Genomic DNA, 24,863 nt, shown 5'->3' with positions numbered 1-24,863 from the left:
CCGATGCCCCACGCCCCCCGAATGGCTGACATTCGGGGGGCGTTTTCGTTGGTGATGGCCACAGCGAACCGCGACTGACGCTTCTTCGATGCTTGCCTTGTGTCTAATGTTCATCCAGACGTGGCATCATGTCGCCTTTTCGAGCAGCCCCGATAGGTCGTCTCTTGGGGACACTGCGCCTCAGCGATTTGCGGCAAGGACGCCGGCCATGAGGAGACGCCCATGAATCTGACCCCCAGCCTGGATGCGCACAAGCAGGTGCTGCTGCGTGCCCTCGATCCCCGCGACAGCAAAACGCTGGAAGCCCGCCTGCCCGAGATTCGCTCGGCGGATCTGGCCGAGATCCTCGAGCGACTGATCGAGGATGAGGACCGCCTGGACAGCGCCGTGGCGCTGTTGGCCTGCCTGCCGGTGGGGCGCCAGGCCAGCGTGTTTGGTCACCTGCCGTTCGAGGCCCAGGATGCCATGGCGTCGCGCATCGAGGACGCCTGGCTGTCGCGAATCCTCGACAAGATGGGCTCGGACGAACGTGCCGACCTGTTCAAGGTGCTGGGAGATGATCGCAAGGAGGCGCTGTTACGGCGCATGGCAAGGCGCGAGCGCGAGGCGCTCAAGCGCCTGGCGAGCTATGAGGAGGGCACCGCCGGCGCCCTGATGACCGCCGACTATGTGGCGATCCCGATGGGGCTCACCGTGTCCCGGGCGATGATGCGGGTGCGCCAGACCGCTCCCGACGCCGAGACCGTCTACCAGCTGTACGTGGTGGACGAGCACGGTCGCCTGGCCGGCACCATGTCACTGAGACAGCTGATGGTGGCACGGCCCCAGGCGATCATCGACGAGCTGATGATCCACGACGTCATCAGCATCGGTGTGGACGCCGAGCAGGAAGAGGTCGCCCGGGTGGTGGCGCGCTACGACCTGCTGGCGTTGCCGGTGACGGACACCGACGAGCGACTGGTCGGCATCGTCACCCACGATGACGCCATGGACGTGGTCGAATCCGAGGCTACCGAGGACATCCACAAGGGCATGTCGATCGGCCAGCTGGAAGGCGGCGTGTCCCGGGTGCCGCTGTGGAGCCTGTATCGCAAGCGAGTGATCTGGCTGGTATTGCTGGTGTTCGGCAACCTCTTCTCGGGAGCCGGCATCGCCCACTTCGAGGACACCATCGCCGCTCAGGTGACCCTGGTGTTCTTTCTGCCGCTGTTGATCGGCAGCGGTGGCAACGCCGGCGCCCAGGCCGCTACCCTGATGGTGCGAGGCATGGCCACCGGCGATGTCGGCATCAAGGACTGGAGCAAGCTGCTCGGCCGAGAACTGCTGGTGGCAGGCTCGCTGGGACTGACCATGGCCCTGGCGGTGGCCCCCATCGGGGTCATTCGAGGTGGTGAGGCGGTGGCCTTGGTGGTGGCCATCAGCATGATCTGCATCGTCTTGTTCGGCAGCCTGCTCGGCATGTGCCTGCCGTTCGTGCTCGATCGGCTGGGCTGGGATCCGGCCACCGCCTCGGCACCGCTGGTCACCACCCTGATCGACGCCTCCGGGGTGGTCATCTACTTTTCCATCGCCACGCTGGTACTGATGGGAACTTGATCGACCGCAGCGGGGGCGGCCAGGGGCCCCCTGACAGCGGACAAGAACGCCCGTGGAGTGTATGCTCTTGCGGGCGTTTTGCCTGTTACCCCTCGCTTACGGGTCACTCCATGGATTGGCTACAGATTGTCGTTCTCTCCCTGATTCAGGGAATCACCGAATTTCTTCCGGTATCGAGCTCCGCCCACCTGATACTGGTCCCCGTGTTCAGCGACTGGCCGGACCAGGGACTGGCCTTCGACGTGGCGCTGCACCTGGGTAGCCTTGGCGCGGTGGTCATCTATTTCCGCGACGAGATCCTGCGCATGCTGACGAGCTGGTGTGCCAGCGTCGCCGGTCGCGGCTCCGATCAGGACGCTCGGTTGGCCTGGTGGGTGATCCTCGCCACCGTTCCGGTGGGGCTGGCCGGACTGCTGTTCAAGGACGTCATCGAGCAGTATGCCCGCTCGCCCATGGTGCTGGCGTTCGGTCTGATCTTCTTCGGCCTGCTGCTGGGGCTGGCCGACTGGCGCTTCAGGGGCTCGCGCAGCGAGTATCAGCTGCGCTGGAGCGATGCCCTGTGGATCGGCATCGGCCAGGCGCTGGCGCTGATCCCCGGCACTTCGCGCTCCGGCATCACCATCACCGTGGCACTGATGCTGGGCATGGGGCGCGAAGCCGCGGCCCGCTTCTCGTTTCTGCTGTCGATTCCGGTGATCGTGCTGGCGGGGGGACTCGAGGCCTGCGAGCTGATTCAGACGGGTGTCGATGTGCACTGGGGTGACATGGCGCTCGGCACGCTGCTGTCCGGCGTCAGCGCCTACCTGTGCATCCATTTCTTCCTGTCGTTCATCAAGCGCATCGGCATGCAGCCCTTCGTCGTCTATCGCCTGCTGCTTGGTATCGCCTTGATCTGGCTGTTTGGCTGATATATCTGAAGAGACCCCTCATGACTGGATTCAAGACCGCTCGGCGTGGATGGCTGACAACCTGGCTGGCGCCCCTCCTGATGGCACTGCTGGTGTCCGGTTGCAGCGAAGAGACCACTACCCGTTCGCCGATCACCCTGGAAGGCGACATCTTCGGCACCTTCTACCAGATCACCCTGGCCGACCCGCTGACACGCGAGCAGGTCGAGGAGATCGAGCAGGGCGTGCTCGACGAGATGCACGCGGTCGACGCCTCTATGTCGACCTGGCGCGAGGATTCGGAGCTGTCTGCCTTCAATCAGTCGCCGCTGGGGGAGTGGCAGCCGATCTCCGACGAATTCATGGAAGTGCTGGCCATCAGCCAGTCGGTCAACCAGCAGAGCCACGGCGCCTTCGACGTCACCGTCGGTAGCCTGGTCAATCTGTGGAGCTTTGGCCCCGAGGCCCGTCCCCGGGAAATTCCCGATGAAGCCGTACTCGAGCAGCGCTTGTCTCAGGTCGGCATGGACGCGCTCGAGATCGATACCGCCGAGGCCCAGGCCCGTCGCCTGCGTGACGTCTACGTCGACCTGTCCGGGGTGGCCAAGGGCTTTGCCACCGACGAGGTGGCGGCTTACCTGGATCGCCAGGGAATCGCCAACTACCTGGTCAACCTCGGCGGGGAGGTCAAGGTCAAGGGGCGGCGTGACGGCGGCAAGGGCCTGTGGCGCATCGGTATCGAGGTGCCCGAGAACGGCACCCCCAAGGCTCAGCACGTGGTTGGCCTCGATGACGTCTCGGTGGCGACTTCTGGTGACTACCGTCACTACTTTGAGGCCGACGGCAAGCGATACTCGCATACCATCGATCCTCGAAACGGGCGACCGATCACCCATCGCCTGGCCTCTGTCACGGTGGTGCATCCGTCCAATGCATGGGCCGACGCCTGGGCCACCGCGCTGAGCGTGATGGGCGAAGATGAAGGCATGCAGGCCGCCATCGACCAGGAGTTGCCGGTGGTGATGCTGGTGCGTCAGGGTGAGGGGTGGGAAAGTCGGGTCAGCCCCGCCTTTGTGACCCGTTTCGGGCAGGAGATGGTCGATACGCTGGGGCTGACGGTGGTGACGGATGACGACACCCCGCTAGAATAGAAGCGCTGTTCTCATGCAATCGGTCCCTGGCGCCGTTTGGCGGTTCAGCTTCGATACTGTAGCGATATTCGCTTCGATCTTTTGTTTTTGACAAGGAGTCACGATGAGCCTCGATGTGGTGATTCTCGCCGCCGGACAGGGCACCCGCATGCGCTCGAGCCTGCCCAAGGTGCTGCATACCCTGGCGGGCAAGCCGATGGTCCGTCATGTGGTCGATACCGCCCAGGGTCTCGACGCGGATCGCACCCACGTGGTCATCGGGCACGGTGGCGAGCGGGTGCGCGATGCCCTGGCCGACACCGAGGTTCGCTTTGCCCACCAGGCCGAGCAGAAGGGTACCGGTCACGCCGTCGCCCAGGCGCTGGGCCAGCTCGGCGATGGCAAGGTGCTGGTGCTCTACGGCGATGTGCCGTTGATCCGTCGGCAAACGCTGGCGGCCTTGCTGGAGCAGGTAGACGAGCGCCATATGGGGCTTCTGACCGTGACCCTGGACGACCCGGCGGGGTACGGTCGCATCGTGCGTGACGACCAAGGCGAGGTGGTGGCTATCGTCGAGCAGAAGGATGCCTCTGAAAGCGAGCTTGCGATCACCGAGTGCAACACCGGCATCATGGCCATGACCAGCGCCCAGCTGAAGCGCTGGCTGCCGGAGCTTTCGTCGGACAACGCCCAGGGCGAGTACTACCTGACCGATGTGATCGCCATGGCCGCCGCCGAGGGTATCGCCGTGGCTACCGCCCAGCCGTCGCGGCCGATGGAGGTGGAAGGCGTCAACAATCGCGCGCAGATGGCGAGGCTTGAACGCGCTCACCAGCGTGATATCGCCGACGCACTGATGGAAAAGGGCGTGGCCCTGGCTGATCCTGAGCGTCTGGATGTGCGTGGCAAGCTGAGCTGCGGGCACGACGTCTTCATCGACGTGGGGTGCGTGTTCGAAGGCGAGGTGGAGCTCGGCGAAGGCGTGCGCATCGGCCCCTACACGGTGATACGCAATAGCCATGTCGGCGCCGAAAGCGTCATCGAGGCCCACAGCATCGTCGACGGTGCAGTAATGGCCGGGCTGAACCAGATCGGTCCCTTCGCCCGCCTGCGCCCCGGTTCACGCCTGGCGGTCAAGGCCAAGGTCGGCAACTTCGTCGAGACCAAGAACGCCGAAGTGGGCGAGGGCAGCAAGATCAACCACCTGAGCTACGTGGGTGACGCCCGCCTGGGACGCGAGGTCAACATCGGCGCCGGCACCATCACCTGCAACTATGACGGCGCCAACAAGCACCGCACCGAGATCGGTGACGCCGCCTTCATCGGTTCCAATTCGGCGCTGGTGGCCCCGGTCAGTGTCGGCGAGGGTGCCACCGTCGGCGCCGGTTCCACCATCAGCCGCGACGTCGCCGATCATAGCCTGGCGGTGACGAGGTCTCGTCAGATCGCCAAGGCCAACTGGCCGAGGCCGACCAAGGACGAGAACTGAGGGACATTCGCTGTCCCTGTCAGCTTGGCGTCAATCTGGCGGGCCGTCCCCGCCAGATGGCCAAGGCCAAGGGCTCAAGGACGACTGATGGCGGAGATATGGCCGCCGATCCGGGCTAGACAGCCAGCCGATCGCCGGCGAGCCCGGTTTTATCGCTGCGGTGTCCCTGTTTCGCCGTTCAGTGGTAGCCAATAACGATACTTTCAAGGAGTGACGCCTATGTGTGGCATCGTCGCCGCGGTGGCCCAGCGCAACGTACAGAACATTCTGCTCGAAGGCCTCAAGCGCCTCGAGTACCGCGGCTATGACAGTGCCGGCATGGCGGTACGCAGCTCCAGGGGGACTCTGGAGCGACAGCGCGCGGTGGGCAAGGTGGCCGCGCTCGAGGAGCGACTGGAAGAGTGTGCACTGCTGGGACTCAGTGGCATTGCCCACACCCGCTGGGCGACTCATGGCCGTCCCAGCGAGCCCAACGCCCATCCTCACCAGTCGCGGGACCGCCTGGCGGTGGTGCATAACGGCATCATCGAAAATCACGAGCAGCTGCGTCGGGAACTCACCGATCAGGGCTATGTGTTCGAGTCCGAGACCGATACCGAGGTGATCGCCCACCTGCTGGAGCGAGAGTCTCGCCGCGACGGTGATCTGCTCAGCGCCTTCCAGCGGGTCGTCGCTGGCCTCGACGGCGCCTACGCCCTGGGCGTCTTGGCGGTGGACGAGCCCGATGTGGTGGTCGGCGCGCGCAAGGGCAGCCCGCTGGTGGTCGGCGTCGGCATCGGTGAGGCCTTCCTGGCGTCCGACCCGCTGGCGCTGCTGCCGGTGACCGATCGTTTCATCTATCTGCGTGAAGGCGACGTGGTTCGCCTGTCCGCCAATGGTCGCATCGAGATATTCGATTCCGAGGGGTCCGCGGTCGAGCGTGAGGTCCAGACCTTCGAGCATGGTGACGGCGCCGCCAGCAAGGGCGAGTACCGCCACTTCATGCTCAAGGAAATCCACGAACAGCCGGCGGTGATCGCTGCGGCGCTGGAAGGCCGCCTGGGCGACCGGTCGGTGCTGGTGGAAAGCTTCGGCCCCGACGCCGAGCGTCTGTTCCAGCAGGTCCGCCAGATCCATATCGTGGCCTGCGGCACCAGCTATCACGCCGGCATGGTGGCGCGCTACTGGCTCGAGCGCTATACCGGCATCCCGGTGCAGGTGGAGGTCGCCTCCGAGTATCGCTACCGCAAGGTGGTGGTGCCCCAGGGCACCCTGTTCGTGACCCTGTCCCAGTCCGGCGAGACCGCCGACACCCTGGCTGCGCTGCGTTTTGCCATGGAGCAGGACAACTACCTGGGCAGCCTGGGTATCTGCAACGTACCGGGCAGCTCGCTGGTGCGCGAAGCCGACCTCACTTTGATGACCCAGGCCGGCCCCGAGATCGGTGTGGCCTCCACCAAGGCCTTCACCACCCAGTTGACCGCGCTGATGCTGTTCGCCCTGGCGCTCGGCCGAGTGCGAGGCATGGATGAGGACGAGCAGGCGGATATTGTCGCCGCACTGCGGACCCTGCCGGCGCTGTGCAGCCAGGTGCTGGGGCTGGACGAGGCCATCGAGCGTCTGTCCACGGCCTTCGCCGAGAAGCACCATGCACTGTTTCTGGGACGTGGCGCCCACTTCCCCATCGCCCAGGAAGGCGCCTTGAAGCTCAAGGAAATTTCCTACATTCACGCCGAGGCCTACCCGGCGGGCGAGCTCAAGCACGGCCCTCTGGCGCTGGTGGACAGCGAGATGCCGGTGATCTCGGTGGCGCCCAACGACGAACTGCTGGACAAGCTCAAGTCCAATCTGCAGGAGGTCAGGGCTCGAGGCGGCGAGCTTTATGTGTTCGCCGACGAGAACGTCGGCCTGAACGCCAGCGAGGGCATCCAGGTGCTGCATCTGCCCCACGTCCACGAGGCACTGGCGCCGATCCTCTACACCCTGCCGCTGCAGCTATTGTCGTACCACGTGGCGGTGCTCAAGGGTACCGACGTCGATCAGCCGCGTAATCTGGCCAAGTCGGTGACGGTGGAGTAGACATACCGTCTAGCGATAGTACGGCAGCGGTCGCAGACTCGGCGTGACGGAAGGGAAATCTTCCCATCAACTCCAGAGAAGGTGTTGATGCAGTCCGTTCTTGTTCTTGGAGGCTAAAGAGAGTGCGGTGACACCCCGGTGTCCCGCGCTCTTTTTTGCCTGGGAATGGGGGCCGCTTCAGTTCAAGGATGGAGAGCAAGTCACCGAACAATCAGACAGGACTGCCGCCAAATAGTCCGGCACCGGATTTGACGATATCTCGTTCCGTTCTCGGTGGTGATGATTCTGATGTGCTATACAGTCATCAAGGCGCTGAACGGAAAGCGGCGTCGCTTTCGTTGATATTTCCACGCGTTATTTGCGGTCCCCCCTGTTGTGCTGACCTGCACGGGGTAGATGGTTTCAGGGGAGGGCTGCTGTTTCCGGTGCACATAGTGACGCCGAGAGCTCAATCTTTCCGCTACTGGTAAGGGAGCCTCAGCTCTCATCGCTTGTCCTGTCACACCAACAGCTGACGTGTGCGAGACTCACTCGGCCAGTGTGTTTCCATCCACAGGAGCATCATTCATGAGTACTCAAAGCGAGCAGGCTCCAACCCCGGTTTCGGACGACATGCAGACGGACTATACCGTCGGGCAGGACAACTTAGAGGGCAGCCTGGGGCCTATCGGCTTCGATATACACAACCGGGTCTTCGCCATCTCGGCGCTGGCCTCGATTGTCTTCATCGTGCTGACGCTGCTGTTCCCCGAGCGAGCCGGTAATCTCTTTCAGTCCATTGTCAGCTTCTCCACCGGCACCCTCGACAGCTACTTCATGATCGTGGTGGACGGCTTCATCCTGTTCTGTCTGGCACTGGTCGTGCTGCCATACGGCAAGGTCCGCCTGGGCGGCCCCGACGCCACGCCGGAGTATGGCTACCTGTCCTGGTTTGCGATGCTGTTCGCGGCCGGCATTGGCATCGGCCTGCTGTTCTTCGGCGTGCTGGAACCGGTCTATCACGCCAACGTCTCCTCGCCGCTGGGCACGCCCTCGCCCTTCGGCAGCGACGGGGAACTGAACGCTGAGGCCGTCGCCGACGCCACCGCCATGGGGCTGGCCGGCACCTATCTGCACTGGGGCATCCACGGCTGGGCCGTCTACGTGGTGATGGCGCTGGCGCTGTCCATCTTTACCTACAACAAGGGCCTGCCCTTCTCCATCCGTTCGGCGTTCTTCCCGCTGCTGGGTGATCGCGTCTGGGGCTGGTGGGGCCACGTCATCGACATCCTGGCGGTATTCTCGACCCTGTTTGGCCTGGCCACCTCGCTCGGCCTCGGCGCCCAGCAGGCCAACGCCGGCATGAACTTCGTCTTCGGCCTGGACGTCAGCATCACCACTCAGGTGGTCGTGATCGCAGCCGTCACCGCTGTGGCGCTGGTCTCGGTGTGGCGCGGTCTGGAAGGTGGCGTGAAGCGGCTTTCCGAGATCAACATGGGAATGGCCGTGCTGTTCTTCTTCTTCGTGCTGTTCGCCGGCCCGACCCTGGCAGCGCTCGCCGGCTTCTGGGCCGGCCTTGAGACCTACGTGACGAAGTTCATCCCGCTGTCGGCCCCCTTCGGCCGCGAGGACGACGCCTATCGCCAATCCTGGACCATCTTCTACTGGGCCTGGTGGATCAGCTGGGCGCCTTTCGTCGGCATGTTTATCGCCCGCGTCTCCCGGGGGCGCACGGTGCGTGAGTTCGTGATCTGTGTGCTGGTGATCCCGAGTCTGTTCATCTTCATCTGGATGGGCGTGTTCGGCGCCACCGCCCTCGACCAGCTATATGCCAATCCGGCCGGCAGCCTGGTCAAGGAATACGTGATCGACAGCTACAGCCCCGAGCTGTCGCTGTTCGGCATGCTCAACGAGCTGCCGCTGTCGGGCCTGATGTCGACCCTGGGCATCATCCTGGCGCTGATCTTCTTCGTCACCTCGTCGGATTCCGGCTCGCTGGTGATCGATACCATCACCGCCGGTGGCAAGATTGATGCACCGCGCCCTCAGCGCATGTTCTGGGCCACGGTGGAAGGCCTGATTGCCATCGTACTGCTGATCGGCGGCGGACTCTCGGCGCTCCAGGCCGGAGTCACGGCCACCGCGATCCCCTTCTCGGTGGTGATGATTGTGATGTGCTACACCATCATCAAGGCGCTGAACGGCGAGCTTCGTCAGTTACGCCGCCGGGGTGGCTGAGTCCTCTCATCATGCGAAATCTGTCGGATTTTCTCGGTTGTAAATACTCTATCTGCTGTCACAACAACGTCGACTGATCCCGTTTTGCTGCATTCAACTTTGCCCGGCCTCACCAGGTCGGGCTTGTTCCCTTCCTGTTGTGTAGTGCTGAGAGAAGCGTAGGCTCAAGTGTCGCCACAGATTCAGGAGGTGCGGTCGAGGACAACGCGATATTCCGTCTACCGGGGTATGGCTCCGCTTAGCTCGATAGATCAATGTTCAAGTCATTGATGGTAATTAACTCAGTTTTTCTAGATAGGCGCTTGGAGCGTGACGCGCTCGGTGCCGGCAGCCCAAATCCACATGAAGTGACGAAGAGCTCTTTCCAGAGTGACGTCGGCAGCGAGGTATCGTCGACGGCGCGACGGGTCAGCGTCATAGCTGCGAGGCCATAGGTATCCTGGCGCAGCGCCGGGAGGTCTTTGAGGCGACAAAGCAGCTTTATCCGGAGTGTTGGTCCTGGGACATCGGAAACCTCGGCCTGCCAGAGGTAGCGCACCTGAATCCCGAGAGGAATGCGGCGCCCCTGGCGGCAGGGTGTTAAAGAGTCAGAAGCATTTCATGTGTCATCTGTGTTGACAGGCTCCGCGCTGCCGGCCCGAGAACCTGGGCGCAGCTTCTACTGCCTATCGATATATGCAGTACCGGTACTTAATAAAGAAGAAAGCTCAGAATTTTCCATATTTTTCGGTTCTAGCATTATGAATTTATAAGATATATTTCTATTGTTTTGCTAATTCGGACGCTTCTTTTGCGTGCTCCATTGGGCACAATATCAAACGCCGTTCTCTAACCTTCATTTCTATAGTCGTTAGTTAAGCGCTTGGTTATACGTGGTCGCCATCCCTGCGAGTGGATTGCCGGTCATGCCTGGGTCTCCGAGCGTGCAGGCGTCGGTGATTCAGTTCAGCGACAGCTGCCATGACGACCGCCACGACAACGATAATGAAGGGAGACGGCGATGAGCGGATTGCGATCCACAAGCGCCTTGCTGACGGGAACCGGCCTTTGTGTGCTGATGCCGATCGTGGCCGAGGCGCAGACGTCGATGCAGGAACTCAATGACCTGAAGGCCCAGATCGAACAGCTCAAGGCCCAACAGCAGGCGGCCATGCAACTGGTTGAACAGCAGCAGGCCCAGATCGATAACCTGATCAACCAGCAGGCCAGCATGCAGGAGGATGTCGCCGACGTCAGCGAGAACGTGGTCAAGCGCACCGACAGTGGCGACTTCCTGGTGGGAGATACCACGGTGTCCTTTGGCGGCTACATCAAGGCTCAGGCGGCGTTCTCCGACAATGGACTCAGCGACGGCAAGGCCAACGAGACGGTGACGGCGGGGCTGTTGCGCGCCACCGACGACGATGCCGACAACCGCGTCAGTTTCAGTGCGCGGGAAACGCGTCTGAGCTTCGGTACCAGTACACCGCTCGGTGGCGATACCATGAAGACCTATATCGAGACGGATTTCTATGGCGCCGACGACGAAGCCAACGAATTTGTTTCGCACTCCTACGCGCCGCGCCTGCGCCACGCCTACCTGAGCTGGGGCAACTGGCTGGCCGGGCAGTACTGGTCCACCTTCATGGACCTCAAGGGACTCGGCGAGATCGACGCCTTCAGTACCCATACCGGCTCGATCTTCGTGCGCCAGCCACAGCTTCGCTATACCTACCCGCTGGATTGGGGCAGCCTGCAGTTCGCGGTGGAGAATCCCGAGGACGGCGACGATGACCAGGACACCCCAGACATGGTGGCCCGGGTCAATGTGGATCAGGAGTGGGGGCATGTTTCAGCGGCCACCGTGGTCAGGCGCTTCAGCCTGGATGACGCCGAGGACGACGACAGTCGCTGGGGGGCCGGTTACAGCCTGACCGGTCGATTCCCGGTGTTCGAAAAAGACGACCTCATGCTGCAGGCCAACTACGGCAACCTGGGGCGTTACATGGCGCTGGGCGCCTACCCCAACGCCAAGGTGGAGGACGGTCAGATCAAGATGGTGGAGTCCTGGGGCGCCTCGGCCATCTATCGTCACTACTGGACCGACACGCTGCGCTCGAGCATCGCCTACTCGGCGACTGAACTCGACAGCAACGGTTCCGGCGACGACACCGACAGCTACGACAGCTTCTTCCTCAACCTGATGTGGTCGCCCTTTGCCAACACCACGCTGTCGGCGGAGTACCAGCGCTACGACCTGGATGAGGTGGACGGCGATACCTTCGACCTGGACAGGGTTCAGTTCTCCGCCAAGTACGACTTCTAGGGCTTGTCTGAAAAGTGCCTGCGCTCGGTAATACGGCGTTAAAAATCGGATCAAAATGCTCATTTACACCCCGTAAACTGCGCTTTCTCACCGATTTTTGCCTTGTCTAACCTTCGCTCGTCGACTTTTCGGACAGCGCCTAGAAGGCTGAAAAGCCCCTGTACCCGTCGGCTTTTCGGACAGAGTCCCGGCTGAGGGAAAGAAGCTCCGACGCTCGGTGCCGCTTGAAGCTTGTCAGCATCGCCACGTTCGGCAACACCGGGCGGGGCGATGCTATGCTGGCGCCCCTGAAACCGTCGAGTCTGCCTTCTTGAACGATCGATCAGCGCAACCACCCATGTACATTGGTCTGCCGATGTGGGCCAATCCAGACTGGCGTGGTGGTCTCTACCCACCCCACGCCGGGCGCGAGGGTTGGCTCAACGACTACGCCGCCGTATTCAACGCCGTCGAGGGAAATACCACCTTCTACAGCGGGGCGCCCAGGCCACGGACGGTGGAAGGCTGGTCCCGCCAAGCGCCACCGGGCTTTCGCTTCTGCTTCAAGCTGCCCCAGGCGCTGACACATGCAAAACGATTACGCCAGGTCGAGACCGATGTGGGTGACTTCGTCGAGGCCCTGTGGCCACTGAAGGACCGCCTCGGGCCGGTCATGATTCAGCTCCCCAGGGACTTTGGTCCTGAGGAGGTGCCTGCTCTGGAGAAGGTTCTAAGAGATTGGCCACAAGACGTACCCTGCGCAGTAGAACTGCGCCACAGTGAATTTTTCCACAAGGGGAGCGCCGAGAGAGATATCAACGCCCTGTTGATAAGTCATGGCGCCGATCGCGTGATGCTGGATGTCAGGCCGTTGTTTTCCGGACCGCCCGAGGCCCATTCGGGATTGATCCAGGCTCGTGCGGAAAAGCCAAGACGCCCACTACACGTGATCTCTACAGCAAAATTTCCTGTGATACGTTTCATTGGCCATCTTGACAGCGCCATCAACGAGCACTATTTCACCCCCTGGATAGACCAGCTCGCCTTGTGGATAAAACAGGGGAAAACCCCTTTTCTTTTTGTGCATACGGCGGATAATCGCGAGGCTCCGGAACTGGCCAGAAACCTGTACGCCAGAGTCGCCGATAGAATGGGGTGGCAAGCATTGCCCGGGTTTCCGGGAGATCGACAGAATCAGCTGCTTTGACCATTGTTGGCTGGCGTTTGTTATTGTCATACGCTAGTTTTGTCGGCTGTTCGTCACTTGCCACGGGCCAGAGACGGTCGCCTCCTTATCCTTGGATGGTGACTCGCCTGGACCCACCGGTCTCGACCAGCGCGAACCCTGCGCTGGGGAAGAGTGGTGTGCCGGCAGTGATCCTGCTGACATCCGTCAGACCCCTTGTACATCGGTGGATCCGTGACCCGGACCATCGAGGACGTGGCGACTACAAACACAACGCCGTCATTGCATCCGATCGATCGATGACGACACGTATCCGAAGGGTGATTTATGTCCAAAACGACACACGCGCAGTGGTCATCGCGCTTTTCCTTTATCCTCGCCGCCACCGGTTCCGCTGTCGGGCTTGGTAATATCTGGAAGTTTCCCTACATGGTGGGCGAGAGCGGTGGTGCCGCCTTCGTGCTCGTCTACCTGCTGTGCATCGGCCTGATCGGCCTGCCGATCCTGGTCACCGAGTGGATGATCGGTCGGCGTGGGCAAAGCAATCCGGTCAATGCCATGGCCAGCGTCGCGGCCAAGGCCGGTCAGCCCAAGGTCTGGGCCCTGGTCGGCGTCGCCGGGGTCATCGGTGCCTTCCTGATCCTGTCGTTCTACAGCGTGATCGGTGGCTGGTCGCTGTACTACACCCTCGGCAGCGTGACCGGTGACTTCAGCGGCCAGGACGCCGACGGTATCGGCGCCTTGTTCAGCGGCATGCTGGCAAGCCCCGGTCTGCTGCTGCTGTGGCACTCCATCTTCATGCTGCTGGTCATCGGTATCGTTGCTCGCGGCGTGACCAAGGGCCTGGAAGGCGCGGTCAACGTGTTGATGCCGGCCCTGGCGCTGCTGCTGGTGGTGCTGGTGGGCTACGGCATGACCACCGGCCATTTCGGTGAGGCGTTGAACTATCTGTTCAACCCGGACTGGACAGCACTCAATGGTGAGGTGGTACTGGCAGCGCTGGGACACGCCTTCTTCACCCTGTCACTGGGCATGGGCATCATGATCGCCTACGGTTCCTACCTCGGCGAGAAGGTCGACCTGATCAAGACCGCGCGCACCGTGGTGATCATGGATACCGTGATCGCACTCGGCGCGGGCCTGGCGATCTTCCCGATCGTGTTTGCCAATCAGCTCGACCTGGCCTCCGGCCCGAGCCTGATCTTCGTCACCCTGCCGCTGGCCTTCGGCAATATGGGCGGTGGCCTGATCCTGGGCCTGATGTTCTTCCTGTTGCTGACCTTCGCCGCCCTGACCTCGGCCATTTCGCTGCTCGAGCCGGTGGTCGAGTTTGTCGAAGAGCGCACGCCGTTGTCGCGTTCCGCGTCGGCGGTGGTCTCCGGCATCGGCGCCTGGGCGCTGGGTATCGCCGCTCTGCTGTCCTTCAACGTGTGGAGTGACCCGGTACTGTTTGGCCTCGGGGTGTTCGACCTGCTGGACAAGCTGACCAGCAAGTTCATGCTGCCGTTGACCGGCCTGGGTGCCATCCTGTTCGCGGGCTGGTTCCTCAACCGCGAAGGCGTGGCCGAAGACCTCGGTCTGTCCGGTGGCAAGGAAGCCCTGTGGGTCGCCTTGACCCGCTTCGTGGCGCCCATCGGTGTGGCGGTGGTGTTCATCTCCAGCCTGTAACAGGCGTCATTGCTGCATGCCAGACCAGAGACCCGGCCTTGTGCCGGGTCTCTGCGTTGACAGGCAATGCCAGGCGATCCATCGGAACCGGGCGGCAGGGCAAGACTGCCCGTACAGAGTGACCAGAGGCGGACGTCAACGAGGTGGCAGTGGGGCCTCAGCGGGAGCCCAACGAGACGTCAGTGCTTGTTCATTGATGCCTGCAGCCAAAGGCATGCATTTGGGAGAGCATGCCAGGAGGGACGCTTGGCGGTGCCTTTGACGCGCCTGGGGCTTTCAGGCGACAGACACCTGATGGCGAGTCTCGTCGGTGCGATTCTCGCAAGGGATGGGCCGGCCGTCGCTCGAGCCAGCGGCCAGGCCCCGAATTATGGTACAGACCCGCGTTGTTGGCGGTCTGGCGCACGTCGGGCCGGCGGCCACGCGTGCTGGTTCAGTCTACCGGGTCAGTGCATTTCGTCGTCGTTGCCGTCTTCTGGCAGTTCGGCGATGTCTTCGGATAGACGCTTGAATTCCCGATGAAGCTCGATGCCGCGGCGGGCTCGCAGGTTGCGTTGGGCCGCGGTGCGGGAGCGCCTTTCGTGTTCGGCGACTTCCATGCTCATGAAGATGTCGAGGAGTTCACTCTTGACGGAGGATAACCTTTCGACATTACGCATGATCGATTCTCCTATGCAGTGAATGTGCCGGCATCCAGGACGCTGCGCGACACTGCCCTTTTACTATACCCCAGTTGACAAAAAGATGACGGTGTGGACGTCAATCCTGCAACGTTCTGCCAACGCTAGAAAAAAATCCATCCGGTTGAGCAGGGGCGGCCTGGGGGCTCGATGCATGACGCAGCACAGGGCGCATTTGACGCCGTCATGGGGCATACTGGAACCAGACCGGATCGATAGCGACGGGCATTGCGCCCTGCCAGCTCCGGGTCCTCCCAGCCAGTCAAAGGAGTAGAGGGTGAGTCGCGCGCTGTTTGATGAAATGCGACGTCGCATGGAGCACTTCCGTCGGTCGGAGCAGAAGGTCGCACGCTTCGTATTGCGCAACCCCGACGAAGTTATCCACATGCGTATCGTCGATCTGGCCACCGAGGCCAAGGTCAGCGAGCCCACGGTGGTACGCTTCTGCCGGGCCCTGGGCTGCAACGGCTTTCAGGACTTCAAGCTGAAGTTGGCGCAGATGCTGGCGTCGGGCAGCCAGTTCGCGCAGTTCTCGATGAATGACAGCGACTCCGTGGCCGAGTTTTCCCACAGCATCTTCGATTCCACGGTGGGGACCCTGCTGTCGATCAGGGACCGGCTCGACAACGAGGCGTTGAACAAGACGATCAACGCCCTGGCCATGGCCAATCGCGTCGAGTTCTACGGCTACGGAGCTTCCGGTGCGGTGGCCTTCGATGCTCAGCACAAGTTTTTCAGGCTGCAGATTTCCACCGCCGCCTACGCCGATCCGCACATGCAGAACATGTCGGCGGTGACCCTCAAGGAAGGCGACGTGGTGGTGGCGATCTCGCAGACCGGCCGCACCCGGGCACTGGTGGCCAGCGTCAAGCTGGCACGGGAGGCGGGCGCCACCGTGGTCGGTCTTTGTCCCAGCGGCTCCCCCCTGGCGGACGAAGTCGACCTGCCGCTGTACATCGATGTGCCCGAAGACACCGAGATCTACACGCCCATGAGTTCCCGCATCGCCCATCTGGTACTGGTCGACGTGCTGGCGGTGGGAGTGGCGAAGACCCGGGGCCCCAAGCTCGCCGAGCAGCTCAAGGCGGTAAAGCGCAGCCTCAACCCACTGCGCTATCCGGAGTCCGATCCTTCCTGACCGAGGGCGCCCTGCCTGTCCATTTATCCAGCATCGCTGTGATAGACTGGGCGCCCATTTTCGATCTCGAGCGGTGCCTTCTCCATGGACGACGTCACGGCGATCATCGACGGCCTCAATGCGGCGCAGCATGAGGCGGTCTGCGCTCCCCAGGGCAATATGCTGGTGCTCGCCGGCGCCGGTTCTGGCAAGACCCGCGTGCTGGTCCATCGCATCGCCTGGCTGATGCAGGCGGAAGGTCTCTCGCCCTACGCGGTGCTGGCGGTGACCTTCACCAACAAGGCCGCCAGGGAAATGCGCACTCGCCTGGAGGCGTTGCTGGGGATCTCGCTGCGCCACGTCTGGGTGGGTACCTTTCACTCCATCGCCCACCGCCTGCTGCGTACCCATTGGCAGGACGCTCGTCTGCCCCAGCACTTCCAGATCATCGACTCCGATGATCAGCTACGTCTGATCAAGCGCCTGTTGAAGGACAACAAGATCGACGACGAGCGTTTTCCGCCCCGTCAGGTGCAGTCGTTTATCAGCGGCTGCAAAGAGGAGGGATTGCGTCCTCACCAGGTCCGGATCAACGGTGACGCCTACGTGGAGCAGATGGTGGCGCTGTATGACGTCTACCAGCTGACCTGCGAACGTGGCGGCCTGGTCGACTTTGGCGAGCTGCTGCTCAGGAGCCTCGAGCTGTTGCGCGACAATCCTGCTCTGCTGGCCCACTATCAGGAGCGCTTCGCCCACGTACTGGTCGACGAGTTCCAGGATACCAACACCCTGCAGTATGCCTGGCTGAAGCTGTTGACCGGACAGCGCACGCCGATGACGGTAGTCGGCGATGACGACCAGTCGATCTACGGCTGGCGCGGGGCACGGGTGGAGAACATTCGTCGCTTCGAGCAGGAGTTCAGCGACACCAAAACGGTGCGCCTGGAGCAGAACTATCGCTCCACCAGCGCCATCCTCGACGCCGCCAACGCCCTGATCAAGCAGAACTCGGATCGCATGGGCAAGGAGCTGTGGACCGCCGGCAGTCGTGGCGAACCGATTTCGGTCTACGCCGGTTTCAACGACATGGAGGAGGCGCGCTTCATCGTCGACACCATCAAGGAAAAGGTCGACGAGGGGTTCAAGCGCCAGGAGGTGGCCATCCTCTATCGCTCCAACGCCCAGTCCCGCGTCATCGAGGAGACCCTGATCCGCCAGGGCATGCCCTACCGCATCTACGGGGGCCAGCGCTTCTACGAGCGCCTCGAGATCAAGAACGCCCTGGCCTACCTGCGGCTGCTGCTCAACCGCGACGACGATGCCTCGCTGGAGCGGGTGATCAATGTCCCTGCCCGCGGTATCGGTACCCGCACCGTGGAGGGACTGCGCGATCGTGCCCGTCGTACCGAAGTGTCGCTGTGGCAGGCGATCCACGACACCCTGGCCGAAGGCTCGCTCAAGGGGCGTGCGGCCAACGCCGTGGGTGCCTTTGCCAATTTGATCGAAGGCCTCGACAACGACACCTCGGGGATGGCGCTTCACGAGATCATCGCCCACGTGAATCAGCGCAGTGGACTGATCGACCATCATCTGAGCGAGAAGGGTGAAAAGGGGCAGGCCCGGGTCGAGAACCTGGAAGAGCTGATCAACGCCGCCCGTGCCTTCACCCAGGGTGAGACGCTGGACAACGTCGAAGCGGGGGAGGGCATGGCCGCGCTGGAAGCCTTTCTGGCCGAAGCTGCCCTCAACGCCGGCGAGCACGAGGCCGACGAATTCGAGGACAGCGTCCAGTTGATGACGCTGCACTCGGCCAAGGGACTCGAATTTCCCATCGTGTTCGTGGCCGGGGTCGAGGAAGGCCTGTTTCCCCACCGCATGTCGCTGGAAGAACCCGGGCGCCTGGAGGAGGAGCGCAGGCTCTGCTACGTCGGGGTCACGCGCGCCATGCAGAAGCTCTACCTCACCCACGCCGAGATCCGGCGCATGCATGGCAAGGAGACCTTTCAGCGCCCGTCACGCTTTCTGCGTGAGCTGCCGGAGTCGCTGCTCGAGGAGGTGCGTCTGCGTGGCCAGGTATCGCGTCCGGTCAGCGCCCGGCCAGCGCCGTCGCGCTTCGCCCAGACGACCGTGGAGGCGAGCGGCGATCTACCTGCCTTGTCGCTGGGCCAGCGGGTGCGCCATCCGGTATTCGGTGAGGGGGTCATCCTCAACGCCGAAGGAGAGGGCGAGCGGGCCCGTGTCCAGGTCAGCTTCGAAGGCCACGGCGACAAGTGGCTGGTGCTGGGCTTCGCCAAGCTGGAGGCACTGTAGCGGGGTCTCAGTCTAGTCATCAAGGCGCCGGTGACCGCCATGGGCCTGCTGACACTGATCCATCTGATCAGCATCCCGGTGACCAACACCTCGGTCAATCCGGCGCGCAGCACGGCGGTGGCGGTGTTCGTGGGTGACTGGGCGCTGGCGCAGCTGTGGTTATTCTGGGTGGCGCCGCTGATCGGTGGTGTGCTGGGTGCGCTTGTCTACCGCCTGATCGGAAGCGCTCGACCGGTGGGCGAGCAGGCGACCTGAGGTGACTTGAGCAAGACGCAGGAAACCGGCCCGGCCATCGCCGGGCCGACCTGCATGGTGGTGGCTTGCAGGCGAATTTCGCTTTGCCGCATACTGCTTGGCGGACACCACGCCGAGCGCGGGGAATGGCGCTTCAGCGCGGCTCTCTGCGCTCCCGGCGTCGACACTACAAGCTTCAGGAGCTCGCCCCATGGAACGTCGTTCCTTCCTCAGGACAGCCGGCCTCGGCGCCGCCGGCGTGGCCGCCGCCCCCTTCGTCAATACCGCCAGCGCACAGGAAACCATCACCTGGAACATGGTGACGTCCTGGCCCAAGAACTTTCCGGCCCTCGGCACCGGAGCCAACGATCTGGCAGCGCGTATCGAGCGGATGTCCGGCGGACGCATGAAGGTCAGGGTCCATGGTGCCGGCGAGATGGTACCGCCGATGGAGGTCTTTGACGCCGTGTCCCAGGGAACCGCCGAGATGGGCCACTCCGCTTCCTACTACTGGCGGGGAAAGGTCGCGGCTTCTCAGTTCTTTACCGCCGTGCCCTTCGGCATGACCACCACCGAGACCAACGCCTGGCTGTACTACGGCGGCGGCCAGGAGCTGTGGGACGAGCTCTACGCCGACCACAACCTCAAGCCTTTCGCGGTGGGTAACACCGGCACCCAGATGGCTGGCTGGTTCAAGAAGGAAATCAACTCGCTCGAGGATATGCAGGGCCTCAAGCTGCGTCTGCCAGGGCTCGCCGGCGAGGCGATGGCCGGGATCGGCGTGACCACCCTGACCATTCCGGGTAGCGAGATCTTCACCTCCCTGCAGACCGGCGTGCTCGATGCCGCCGACTGGGTGGGGCCCTACAATGATCTGGCCTTTGGTCTGCATCAGGTGGCGGACTACTACTACACCTCGGCCTGGAATGAACCCAGCGCGGTGCTGGAAGGCACGGTCAACCTGGATGCCTGGAATGCGCTGCCCGATGACCTCAAGGCGGTGGTCAACGAAGCCGCCAAGGCCTCCAACCTGGCCATGATCAGCGAATTTGCCTTCCGCAACGCCGAGGCCCTGGACGCTCTGGTCAACGAGCATGGCGTCAAGCTGCGCTCGTTTCCGGAGGAAGTACTGGCGGCCCTGCATGACTCCTCGCAGCAGGTACTGCAGAAGCAGGTCGACAACGACGAGGCGTCGGCGCGGATCTACGAGTCCTATCGCAATTTCCAGCGCCAGGTCCGCAAGTTCTCTGACGTCGGTGAGTTCGCCTACCTGAAGGCCCGCGATAGCGTGCTTGGCCAAGGCGAGTCCTGACGCCAGGCAAGGCTCAAAAGTGGTGGCGCAGACCCGGCGGTGACGGGCCTGGCGAGGTGATGAAGGCTAGCGACGGAAAACCAGGCGCGCCACGGGCGCGCCTCTCTTGAAGGGCTATCTTGCAGGTCTAGCTCGCACCTCTCTCTCGCCGGTCGCGTTCCCAGCTCTTGCTGAGGTATCGCTCAGGTATCGGATCGGACGCCGCGTATACGCCCGTTGTCATCCAGTGCCACCATCACATGGCGCGCCTCGGTGACCTTATGCAGGTCGGCGTCTTCGGCGTCCTGGAGGGACCGGATCCAGACCTCCACGTCGATCTTGATGGAACTGTGGCCGATATCGCGCACCTCGGTGTAGACGCAGACCAGCGAGCCGACACGCACCGGGCACAGAAAGTCCATGCCTTCGATGGCGACGGTGGCGGTACGTCCCATCGCCTCGCGGCTGGCGGTCCATTCCGCGGCCTGATCCATCAGGCCCACCAGCCAACCTGCCGGGATATCGCCGTGGGCATTGGTATGCTGTCGTGTCGCGGCCAGCTGGAGCGTCAGCTGTCCCTTTGGCACGGGAACGTCATCGAGTTCTGTCATCATGGTGGGCGGCGCCTGGTCGTGGATGTTGTTGTGTCGTCATGGTACCCACCCGGGTCAGTCTTTCTCTACCGTTGGTGTCATGAAACGCCCAGGGGAGCGCATGTCTAGGTTGTCGCGTTGCATAGGTGCGCTCAAGCGCACGCTGTTGGCTCCCAGCCGGGGGCCGAGAACGCTGTCGATAGCGGTGTCGAGCGAAGCGCCGGCAGCGGTGTCGAGAGTGGCGCCGGGAGTGGCGCCAAGAGTGGCGTCGAGGCTGGTCTCGGGCCTGGTGCTTTCCGCCATGCTGGTGTCGGCGAAGGTTGCCGCCCATGACGTGGCCGGCTCTCTCGATGCGGTAGGCTCGGATACCATGGCGGAGTTGATGCTACGTTGGGGCGAGCAGTTCGAAGAACAGCGACCGGGGGTCAGGCTGCAGCTTCAGGTGGCCGGTTCGGCCAGTGCACCGCCTGCCCTGATCGCCGGCACCACCCTGCTGGGCCCCATGTCCAGACCCATGCAGGAGGACGAGTCCGCGGCCTTTCTCGAGCGCCATGGCTACGCGCCGACGCCGGTGGTGGTCGGCAAGGATGCCCTGGTGGTGGTGGTCAATCGCCACAACCCCTTGTCTCGACTGTCTCGAGCAGAGCTCGATGCGATCTTTTCCGACACCCTCGCGTGCGGTGCCAGCGAGAGCATCGAGCGCTGGCAGCAGCTGGGGCTCGAGCGCCCGGGGGGCACCATCCACCTGTATGGCCGCAACGCGGTCTCCGGCACCCATGGATTGTTTCGTCGCCGCGCCCTGTGTGACGGCGAATTCAAGGTATCGGTCATGGTGTCGGCGGGCTCTGCCGCCGTGGTGGCCGCCGTGGGTGACGATCCCGCAGGCATCGGTTACGCCGGCCTGAATCACTTGAATGCGGACGTCAAGGCGGTAGCGATCGGCAACGCCGAAGGCGGGATTCTTCCGCGCCGACAATCGCTGCGAAGCGGCGGCTATCCGTTGTCACGGGACCTGTTGATCTACGTCAATCGCCCACCCGAGGGCGAGCTTCCCGACGTCGAACGGGCCTTTCTCGACATGGTGCTGTCACCCTCGGGCCAACGGGTGGTCAAGGAGCTGGGTTTCGTGGCGCTGCCGCCGTCTGTGCTGGCCGCTCAGCGACATGCCCTGGGGCTGGCTGAACTGCCACGGGACGGGCCTTGAGAGATGCCAGGCCCCGGCCGGGTTGTCATCTGGGTGTCATGAAGTTGTCGTAATCTTTCGCTATACACCGATGGCCCAAGATCAATGTCTGACCCTTCTCCGATAACCTCACTGCACCAGACGAGACAGCGACGTGACCGCCTGGCGACCATGCTGATCACGGCCGGAGGGGTTGGCGTGCTGTTGGCGGTGGTCGCCATTGCGGTATTTCTGCTGGTCGAAGTGCTGCCGCTGTTCTGGCCGGATGGCGCTAGCTTTCCGCTGGAGGCGCTGTGGTCATCGCCAGACGTGAGCGGCGAGCCCGAGTATCGCTGGCTGCCCCATCGGCTGGATGACGCCGCGGTGCCCCAGGCGAGCCTGGCCCCGCTGTTGTGGGGCACCCTGGAAGCGGCCGCCTGGGCGTTGGTGGTGGCGATTCCCTTGGCCCTGGGTGCTGCGGCGCACTCCAGCCTGTACATGTCTCCCGGCCTGCGCGCACGGCTCAAGCCGACGCTGGAGCTGATGGAGGCGATGCCCAGCGTGGTGCTGGGGTTTATCGCGGGTCTGGCGCTGGGGCCCTGGGTCGAACGTCACCTGGCGCAGTCGCTGTCGATTGTGGTGGTGCTGCCCGCGGCGGTGGTGCTGCTGGCGTTGGGCTACCGGTGGTTGCCCGATCGGCTGAAGGCTGCCCTGACGTTACGCTGGGCGGCCCTGTGGTTGATACCCTGTCTGTTGCTGCTGGTGTGGCTGGCGATGAGTGTGGCGCCGATGTGGGAAGGATGGTGGTTCGATGGCGACCTGCGCCTGTGGGTCGAGGAGTCCTGGGGGCTCGACGTGCAGGCACGCAACGCCTTGATCGTCGGGCTGGCCATGGGTTTTGCCGTGATTCCCGGCATCTACGCGCTTGCCGAGGATGCGCTGAGCGATGTGCCTCGGGAGTTGGCCGAAGGCGCCCAGGCCATGGGCGCGACCCGCTGGCAGACGCTCACCCGGGTGATGCTGCCGGTGGCGCTGCCAGGTGTCTTTTCGGCGATCATGATCGGCGCCGGGCGCGCCGTGGGCGAGACCATGATCGTGCTGATGGCCAGCGGCAACAGCGCGCTGATGACGGCGAGCCCGCTGGATGGCTTGAGGTCGCTGGCCTCGAGCATCGCCATCGAACTGCCGGAAGCCGCACCCGGGGGCAGCCACTATCGGCTGTTGCTGCTGGCGGCGCTGGCCCTGTTTGCCTTCACCTTTCTGGTCAACACCCTGGCCGAGGTGGTGCGCGCCCGCCTGAAGCGTCGTTTTACCCGGCGTAAGGGGGACGCATGAAGATTCCCGGCCACACCGCGGTGGGCATGCCCGGCAAGCGGCGCACCCGAGAGGGCCCCTGGGCCTGGTTGGCAGCGGCCTCGGTGGCGCTGTCGCTGATCATGCTGGGGGCCTTGCTGGTGCTGTTGAGCGTCAAGGGCCTGGCCAATTTCTGGCCAGCGACGGTCCACCAGTTGACCCTGAAGAGCGGTGAGATGGTGATAGGGGTTCCCCTGGAGACCCGCGAACTACCCTCCGGGCAGGGGCTGGAGCGGCGCTATCTGACCGCCAATCGTGATGACGGCGGTGGCATCTGGCGGTGGCTCGCCAATGACCAGATCACCGAAGACACCACGCCGGAGGATCTGGTGGTGCTGGAGCGGCGCCACTGGGGCACCTTCCTGGGGCGTCTGGTGGCCTTGCAGTCGGGTGATCAGCGCTTGACCGGTCCGGATGCCTGGACGGTGCTCGAGTCCCGGCTGAAGGAGATCAATGCCCTGCGCGACGAACGTCGGCGTCTGACCCACGACGAGATATTACCGCTGATCCGCAGCATGGAAGACCAGGATGGCCACCGCTCGGAGGATCGGCGTCTGGCCGACCTGCAGCGCCGGGCCAGTGAGCTTCAGCAGCGCATGCAGGGTGACCTGGTGGTGCTCGAGAATGGTCAAGGGCGCCGTCAGGAACAAGCCCTTGCCGAGATACTCGAGGCCTGGCGCCCCAACGCCATGGCCTGGCATGAAAAACTCGGCCACTGGGTGCGGGAGCTGTGGCAGTTTCTGTCCCAGGGGCCACGCGACGCCAATACCGCTGGTGGCGTCTGGCCGGCGATCTTCGGCACCATCCTGATGGTGCTGTTGATGTCGATTCTGGTCACGCCCTTTGGGGTGCTGGCGGCGGTCTATCTCAATGAGGTCGCCCACCAGGGTCGATTGACCCGACTGGTCCGGATCGGCGTGCGTAATCTGGCCGGGGTGCCGTCCATCGTCTACGGCGTGTTCGGCCTGGGGGTCTTCGTCTATGGCATCGGCGGCAGCATCGATCGCTGGTTCTTCGAATCGACGCTGCCCTCGCCGACCTTCGGCACCGGCGGGCTGCTGTGGGCCTCGCTGACCCTGGCGCTGTTGACCTTGCCGGTGGTGATCGTGGCCACCGAAGAAGGTCTTTCGCGGATCCCGCTGCACCAGCGTGAAGGCGCTCTGGCGCTTGGGGCCACGCGCTTCGAGACCTTGACCCGGGTGGTGTTGCCGATGGCCACGCCGGCGATGCTGACCGGCCTGATCCTGGCGGTGGCCCGGGCCGCCGGCGAGGTAGCGCCGCTGATGCTGGTCGGGGTCGCCAAGCTGGCGCCACAGGTGCCGCTGGACGGGGAGTTCCCCTTCCTCCACCTTGAAAGGAAGTTCATGCACCTGGGGTATCACATCTATGACGCGGCCTTTCACTCCAGCGATGTCCAGGCGGCGATGCCGCTGGTATATGCCACAGCGCTACTGTTGGTCACGGTGATTCTGGTGCTTAACCTGACTGCAATATTCATGCGTCACTATTTGCGTAAGCGTCATGGTGCCCCGGTGCGCCGATGATGCAGGGAGAGGCAATGTCCATCGATGGCGAGCTGCCCAAGCGTCAGCTGGCCCAGGCAAGACT

Annotated in this window: 19 protein-coding genes; 16 read left to right on the top strand and 3 right to left on the bottom strand. The window is 63.3% G+C overall.

Features of this window, described 5'->3' with window-relative positions:
- Positions 1–222 precede the first annotated feature (222 nt).
- From mgtE to NFG58_RS21330, 9 genes are all read left to right on the top strand, one after another.
- The gene (gene mgtE, locus NFG58_RS21370; RefSeq protein ID WP_108131960.1) at positions 223–1,596 is read left to right on the top strand and encodes a magnesium transporter; all 1,374 of its coding nucleotides are present in this window, start codon (positions 223–225) and stop codon (positions 1,594–1,596) included.
- A 110-nt stretch (positions 1,597–1,706) separates the two neighbouring features.
- On the top strand, positions 1,707–2,504 hold the full coding sequence (locus NFG58_RS21365; protein ID WP_348827335.1) for an undecaprenyl-diphosphate phosphatase: 798 nt from the start codon (positions 1,707–1,709) through the stop codon (positions 2,502–2,504).
- Positions 2,505–2,524: 20 nt separating this feature from the next.
- Complete coding sequence (locus NFG58_RS21360; RefSeq protein WP_348827334.1) at positions 2,525–3,634, top strand: FAD:protein FMN transferase; 1,110 nt, start codon at positions 2,525–2,527, stop codon at positions 3,632–3,634.
- A gap of 103 nt (positions 3,635–3,737) precedes the next feature.
- Complete coding sequence (glmU, locus tag NFG58_RS21355; RefSeq protein ID WP_348827333.1) at positions 3,738–5,102, top strand: bifunctional UDP-N-acetylglucosamine diphosphorylase/glucosamine-1-phosphate N-acetyltransferase GlmU; 1,365 nt, start codon at positions 3,738–3,740, stop codon at positions 5,100–5,102.
- Between the two features lie 219 nt (positions 5,103–5,321).
- On the top strand, positions 5,322–7,160 hold the full coding sequence (gene glmS / locus NFG58_RS21350) for a glutamine--fructose-6-phosphate transaminase (isomerizing) (RefSeq protein WP_348827332.1): 1,839 nt from the start codon (positions 5,322–5,324) through the stop codon (positions 7,158–7,160).
- A 567-nt stretch (positions 7,161–7,727) separates the two neighbouring features.
- On the top strand, positions 7,728–9,377 hold the full coding sequence (locus tag NFG58_RS21345) for a BCCT family transporter (protein ID WP_348827331.1): 1,650 nt from the start codon (positions 7,728–7,730) through the stop codon (positions 9,375–9,377).
- A gap of 1,000 nt (positions 9,378–10,377) precedes the next feature.
- Complete coding sequence (locus tag NFG58_RS21340; protein WP_348827330.1) at positions 10,378–11,682, top strand: DcaP family trimeric outer membrane transporter; 1,305 nt, start codon at positions 10,378–10,380, stop codon at positions 11,680–11,682.
- Between the two features lie 337 nt (positions 11,683–12,019).
- Positions 12,020–12,868 carry a DUF72 domain-containing protein gene (locus tag NFG58_RS21335; RefSeq protein ID WP_348827329.1) on the top strand — a complete coding sequence of 283 codons (849 nt, stop codon included), beginning with the start codon at positions 12,020–12,022 and terminating at the stop codon, positions 12,866–12,868.
- A gap of 306 nt (positions 12,869–13,174) precedes the next feature.
- A complete protein-coding gene (locus NFG58_RS21330) occupies positions 13,175–14,515 on the top strand; it encodes a sodium-dependent transporter (RefSeq protein ID WP_222567988.1) in 1,341 nt (446 codons plus the stop codon).
- 446 nt (positions 14,516–14,961) lie between these two features.
- Here the strand turns inward: NFG58_RS21330 and NFG58_RS21325 are convergent, their stop codons facing one another.
- Positions 14,962–15,174: a hypothetical protein gene (locus NFG58_RS21325; protein ID WP_045994480.1), complete on the bottom strand. Its 213-nt coding sequence runs from the start codon at positions 15,172–15,174 to the stop codon at positions 14,962–14,964.
- A 298-nt stretch (positions 15,175–15,472) separates the two neighbouring features.
- Between NFG58_RS21325 and hexR the strand changes: the two genes are divergently transcribed.
- The 4 genes from hexR to NFG58_RS21305 all read left to right on the top strand — a co-directional run bounded on the left by hexR (position 15,473) and on the right by NFG58_RS21305 (position 20,168).
- On the top strand, positions 15,473–16,333 hold the full coding sequence (hexR, locus tag NFG58_RS21320; protein WP_045994481.1) for a transcriptional regulator HexR: 861 nt from the start codon (positions 15,473–15,475) through the stop codon (positions 16,331–16,333).
- Between the two features lie 84 nt (positions 16,334–16,417).
- Entirely contained in the window at positions 16,418–18,622 is a 2,205-nt protein-coding gene (gene uvrD / locus NFG58_RS21315; protein WP_108449567.1) for a DNA helicase II, read from the top strand.
- 39 nt (positions 18,623–18,661) lie between these two features.
- Entirely contained in the window at positions 18,662–18,877 is a 216-nt protein-coding gene (locus NFG58_RS21310) for an aquaporin (RefSeq protein WP_258183932.1), read from the top strand.
- Positions 18,878–19,067: 190 nt separating this feature from the next.
- Positions 19,068–20,168: a TRAP transporter substrate-binding protein gene (locus NFG58_RS21305; RefSeq protein WP_108131970.1), complete on the top strand. Its 1,101-nt coding sequence runs from the start codon at positions 19,068–19,070 to the stop codon at positions 20,166–20,168.
- A gap of 182 nt (positions 20,169–20,350) precedes the next feature.
- Here the strand turns inward: NFG58_RS21305 and NFG58_RS21300 are convergent, their stop codons facing one another.
- Positions 20,351–20,758 carry a hotdog domain-containing protein gene (locus tag NFG58_RS21300; protein WP_124804648.1) on the bottom strand — a complete coding sequence of 136 codons (408 nt, stop codon included), beginning with the start codon at positions 20,756–20,758 and terminating at the stop codon, positions 20,351–20,353.
- Between the two features lie 57 nt (positions 20,759–20,815).
- Positions 20,816–21,043: a hypothetical protein gene (locus tag NFG58_RS21295; protein WP_348827328.1), complete on the bottom strand. Its 228-nt coding sequence runs from the start codon at positions 21,041–21,043 to the stop codon at positions 20,816–20,818.
- Between NFG58_RS21295 and NFG58_RS21290 the strand changes: the two genes are divergently transcribed.
- From NFG58_RS21290 to pstA, 3 genes are all read left to right on the top strand, one after another.
- Positions 21,042–21,944, top strand: coding sequence for a phosphate ABC transporter substrate-binding protein (locus NFG58_RS21290; RefSeq protein ID WP_348827327.1), 903 nt, complete (start codon positions 21,042–21,044; stop codon positions 21,942–21,944). The two genes, NFG58_RS21295 and NFG58_RS21290, sit on opposite strands and share 2 nt — an antisense overlap.
- Before the next feature lie 150 nt (positions 21,945–22,094).
- Positions 22,095–23,237, top strand: coding sequence for an ABC transporter permease subunit (locus NFG58_RS21285; RefSeq protein ID WP_231498563.1), 1,143 nt, complete (start codon positions 22,095–22,097; stop codon positions 23,235–23,237).
- Positions 23,234–24,799, top strand: coding sequence for a phosphate ABC transporter permease PstA (gene pstA / locus NFG58_RS21280; protein WP_348827326.1), 1,566 nt, complete (start codon positions 23,234–23,236; stop codon positions 24,797–24,799). Before NFG58_RS21285 ends, pstA begins: the two co-directional genes overlap by 4 nt.
- The last annotated feature ends 64 nt before the right edge of the window (positions 24,800–24,863 follow it).

Origin of the sequence: Halomonas sp. RT37 (assembly GCF_040070525.1) — a bacterium.
In the GTDB taxonomy this organism is placed as follows: Bacteria; Pseudomonadota; Gammaproteobacteria; order Pseudomonadales; family Halomonadaceae; genus Halomonas; species Halomonas litopenaei.
The sequence above is the reverse complement of the archived record's forward strand: the minus strand, read 5'-3'. Positions and strand labels throughout refer to the sequence as shown.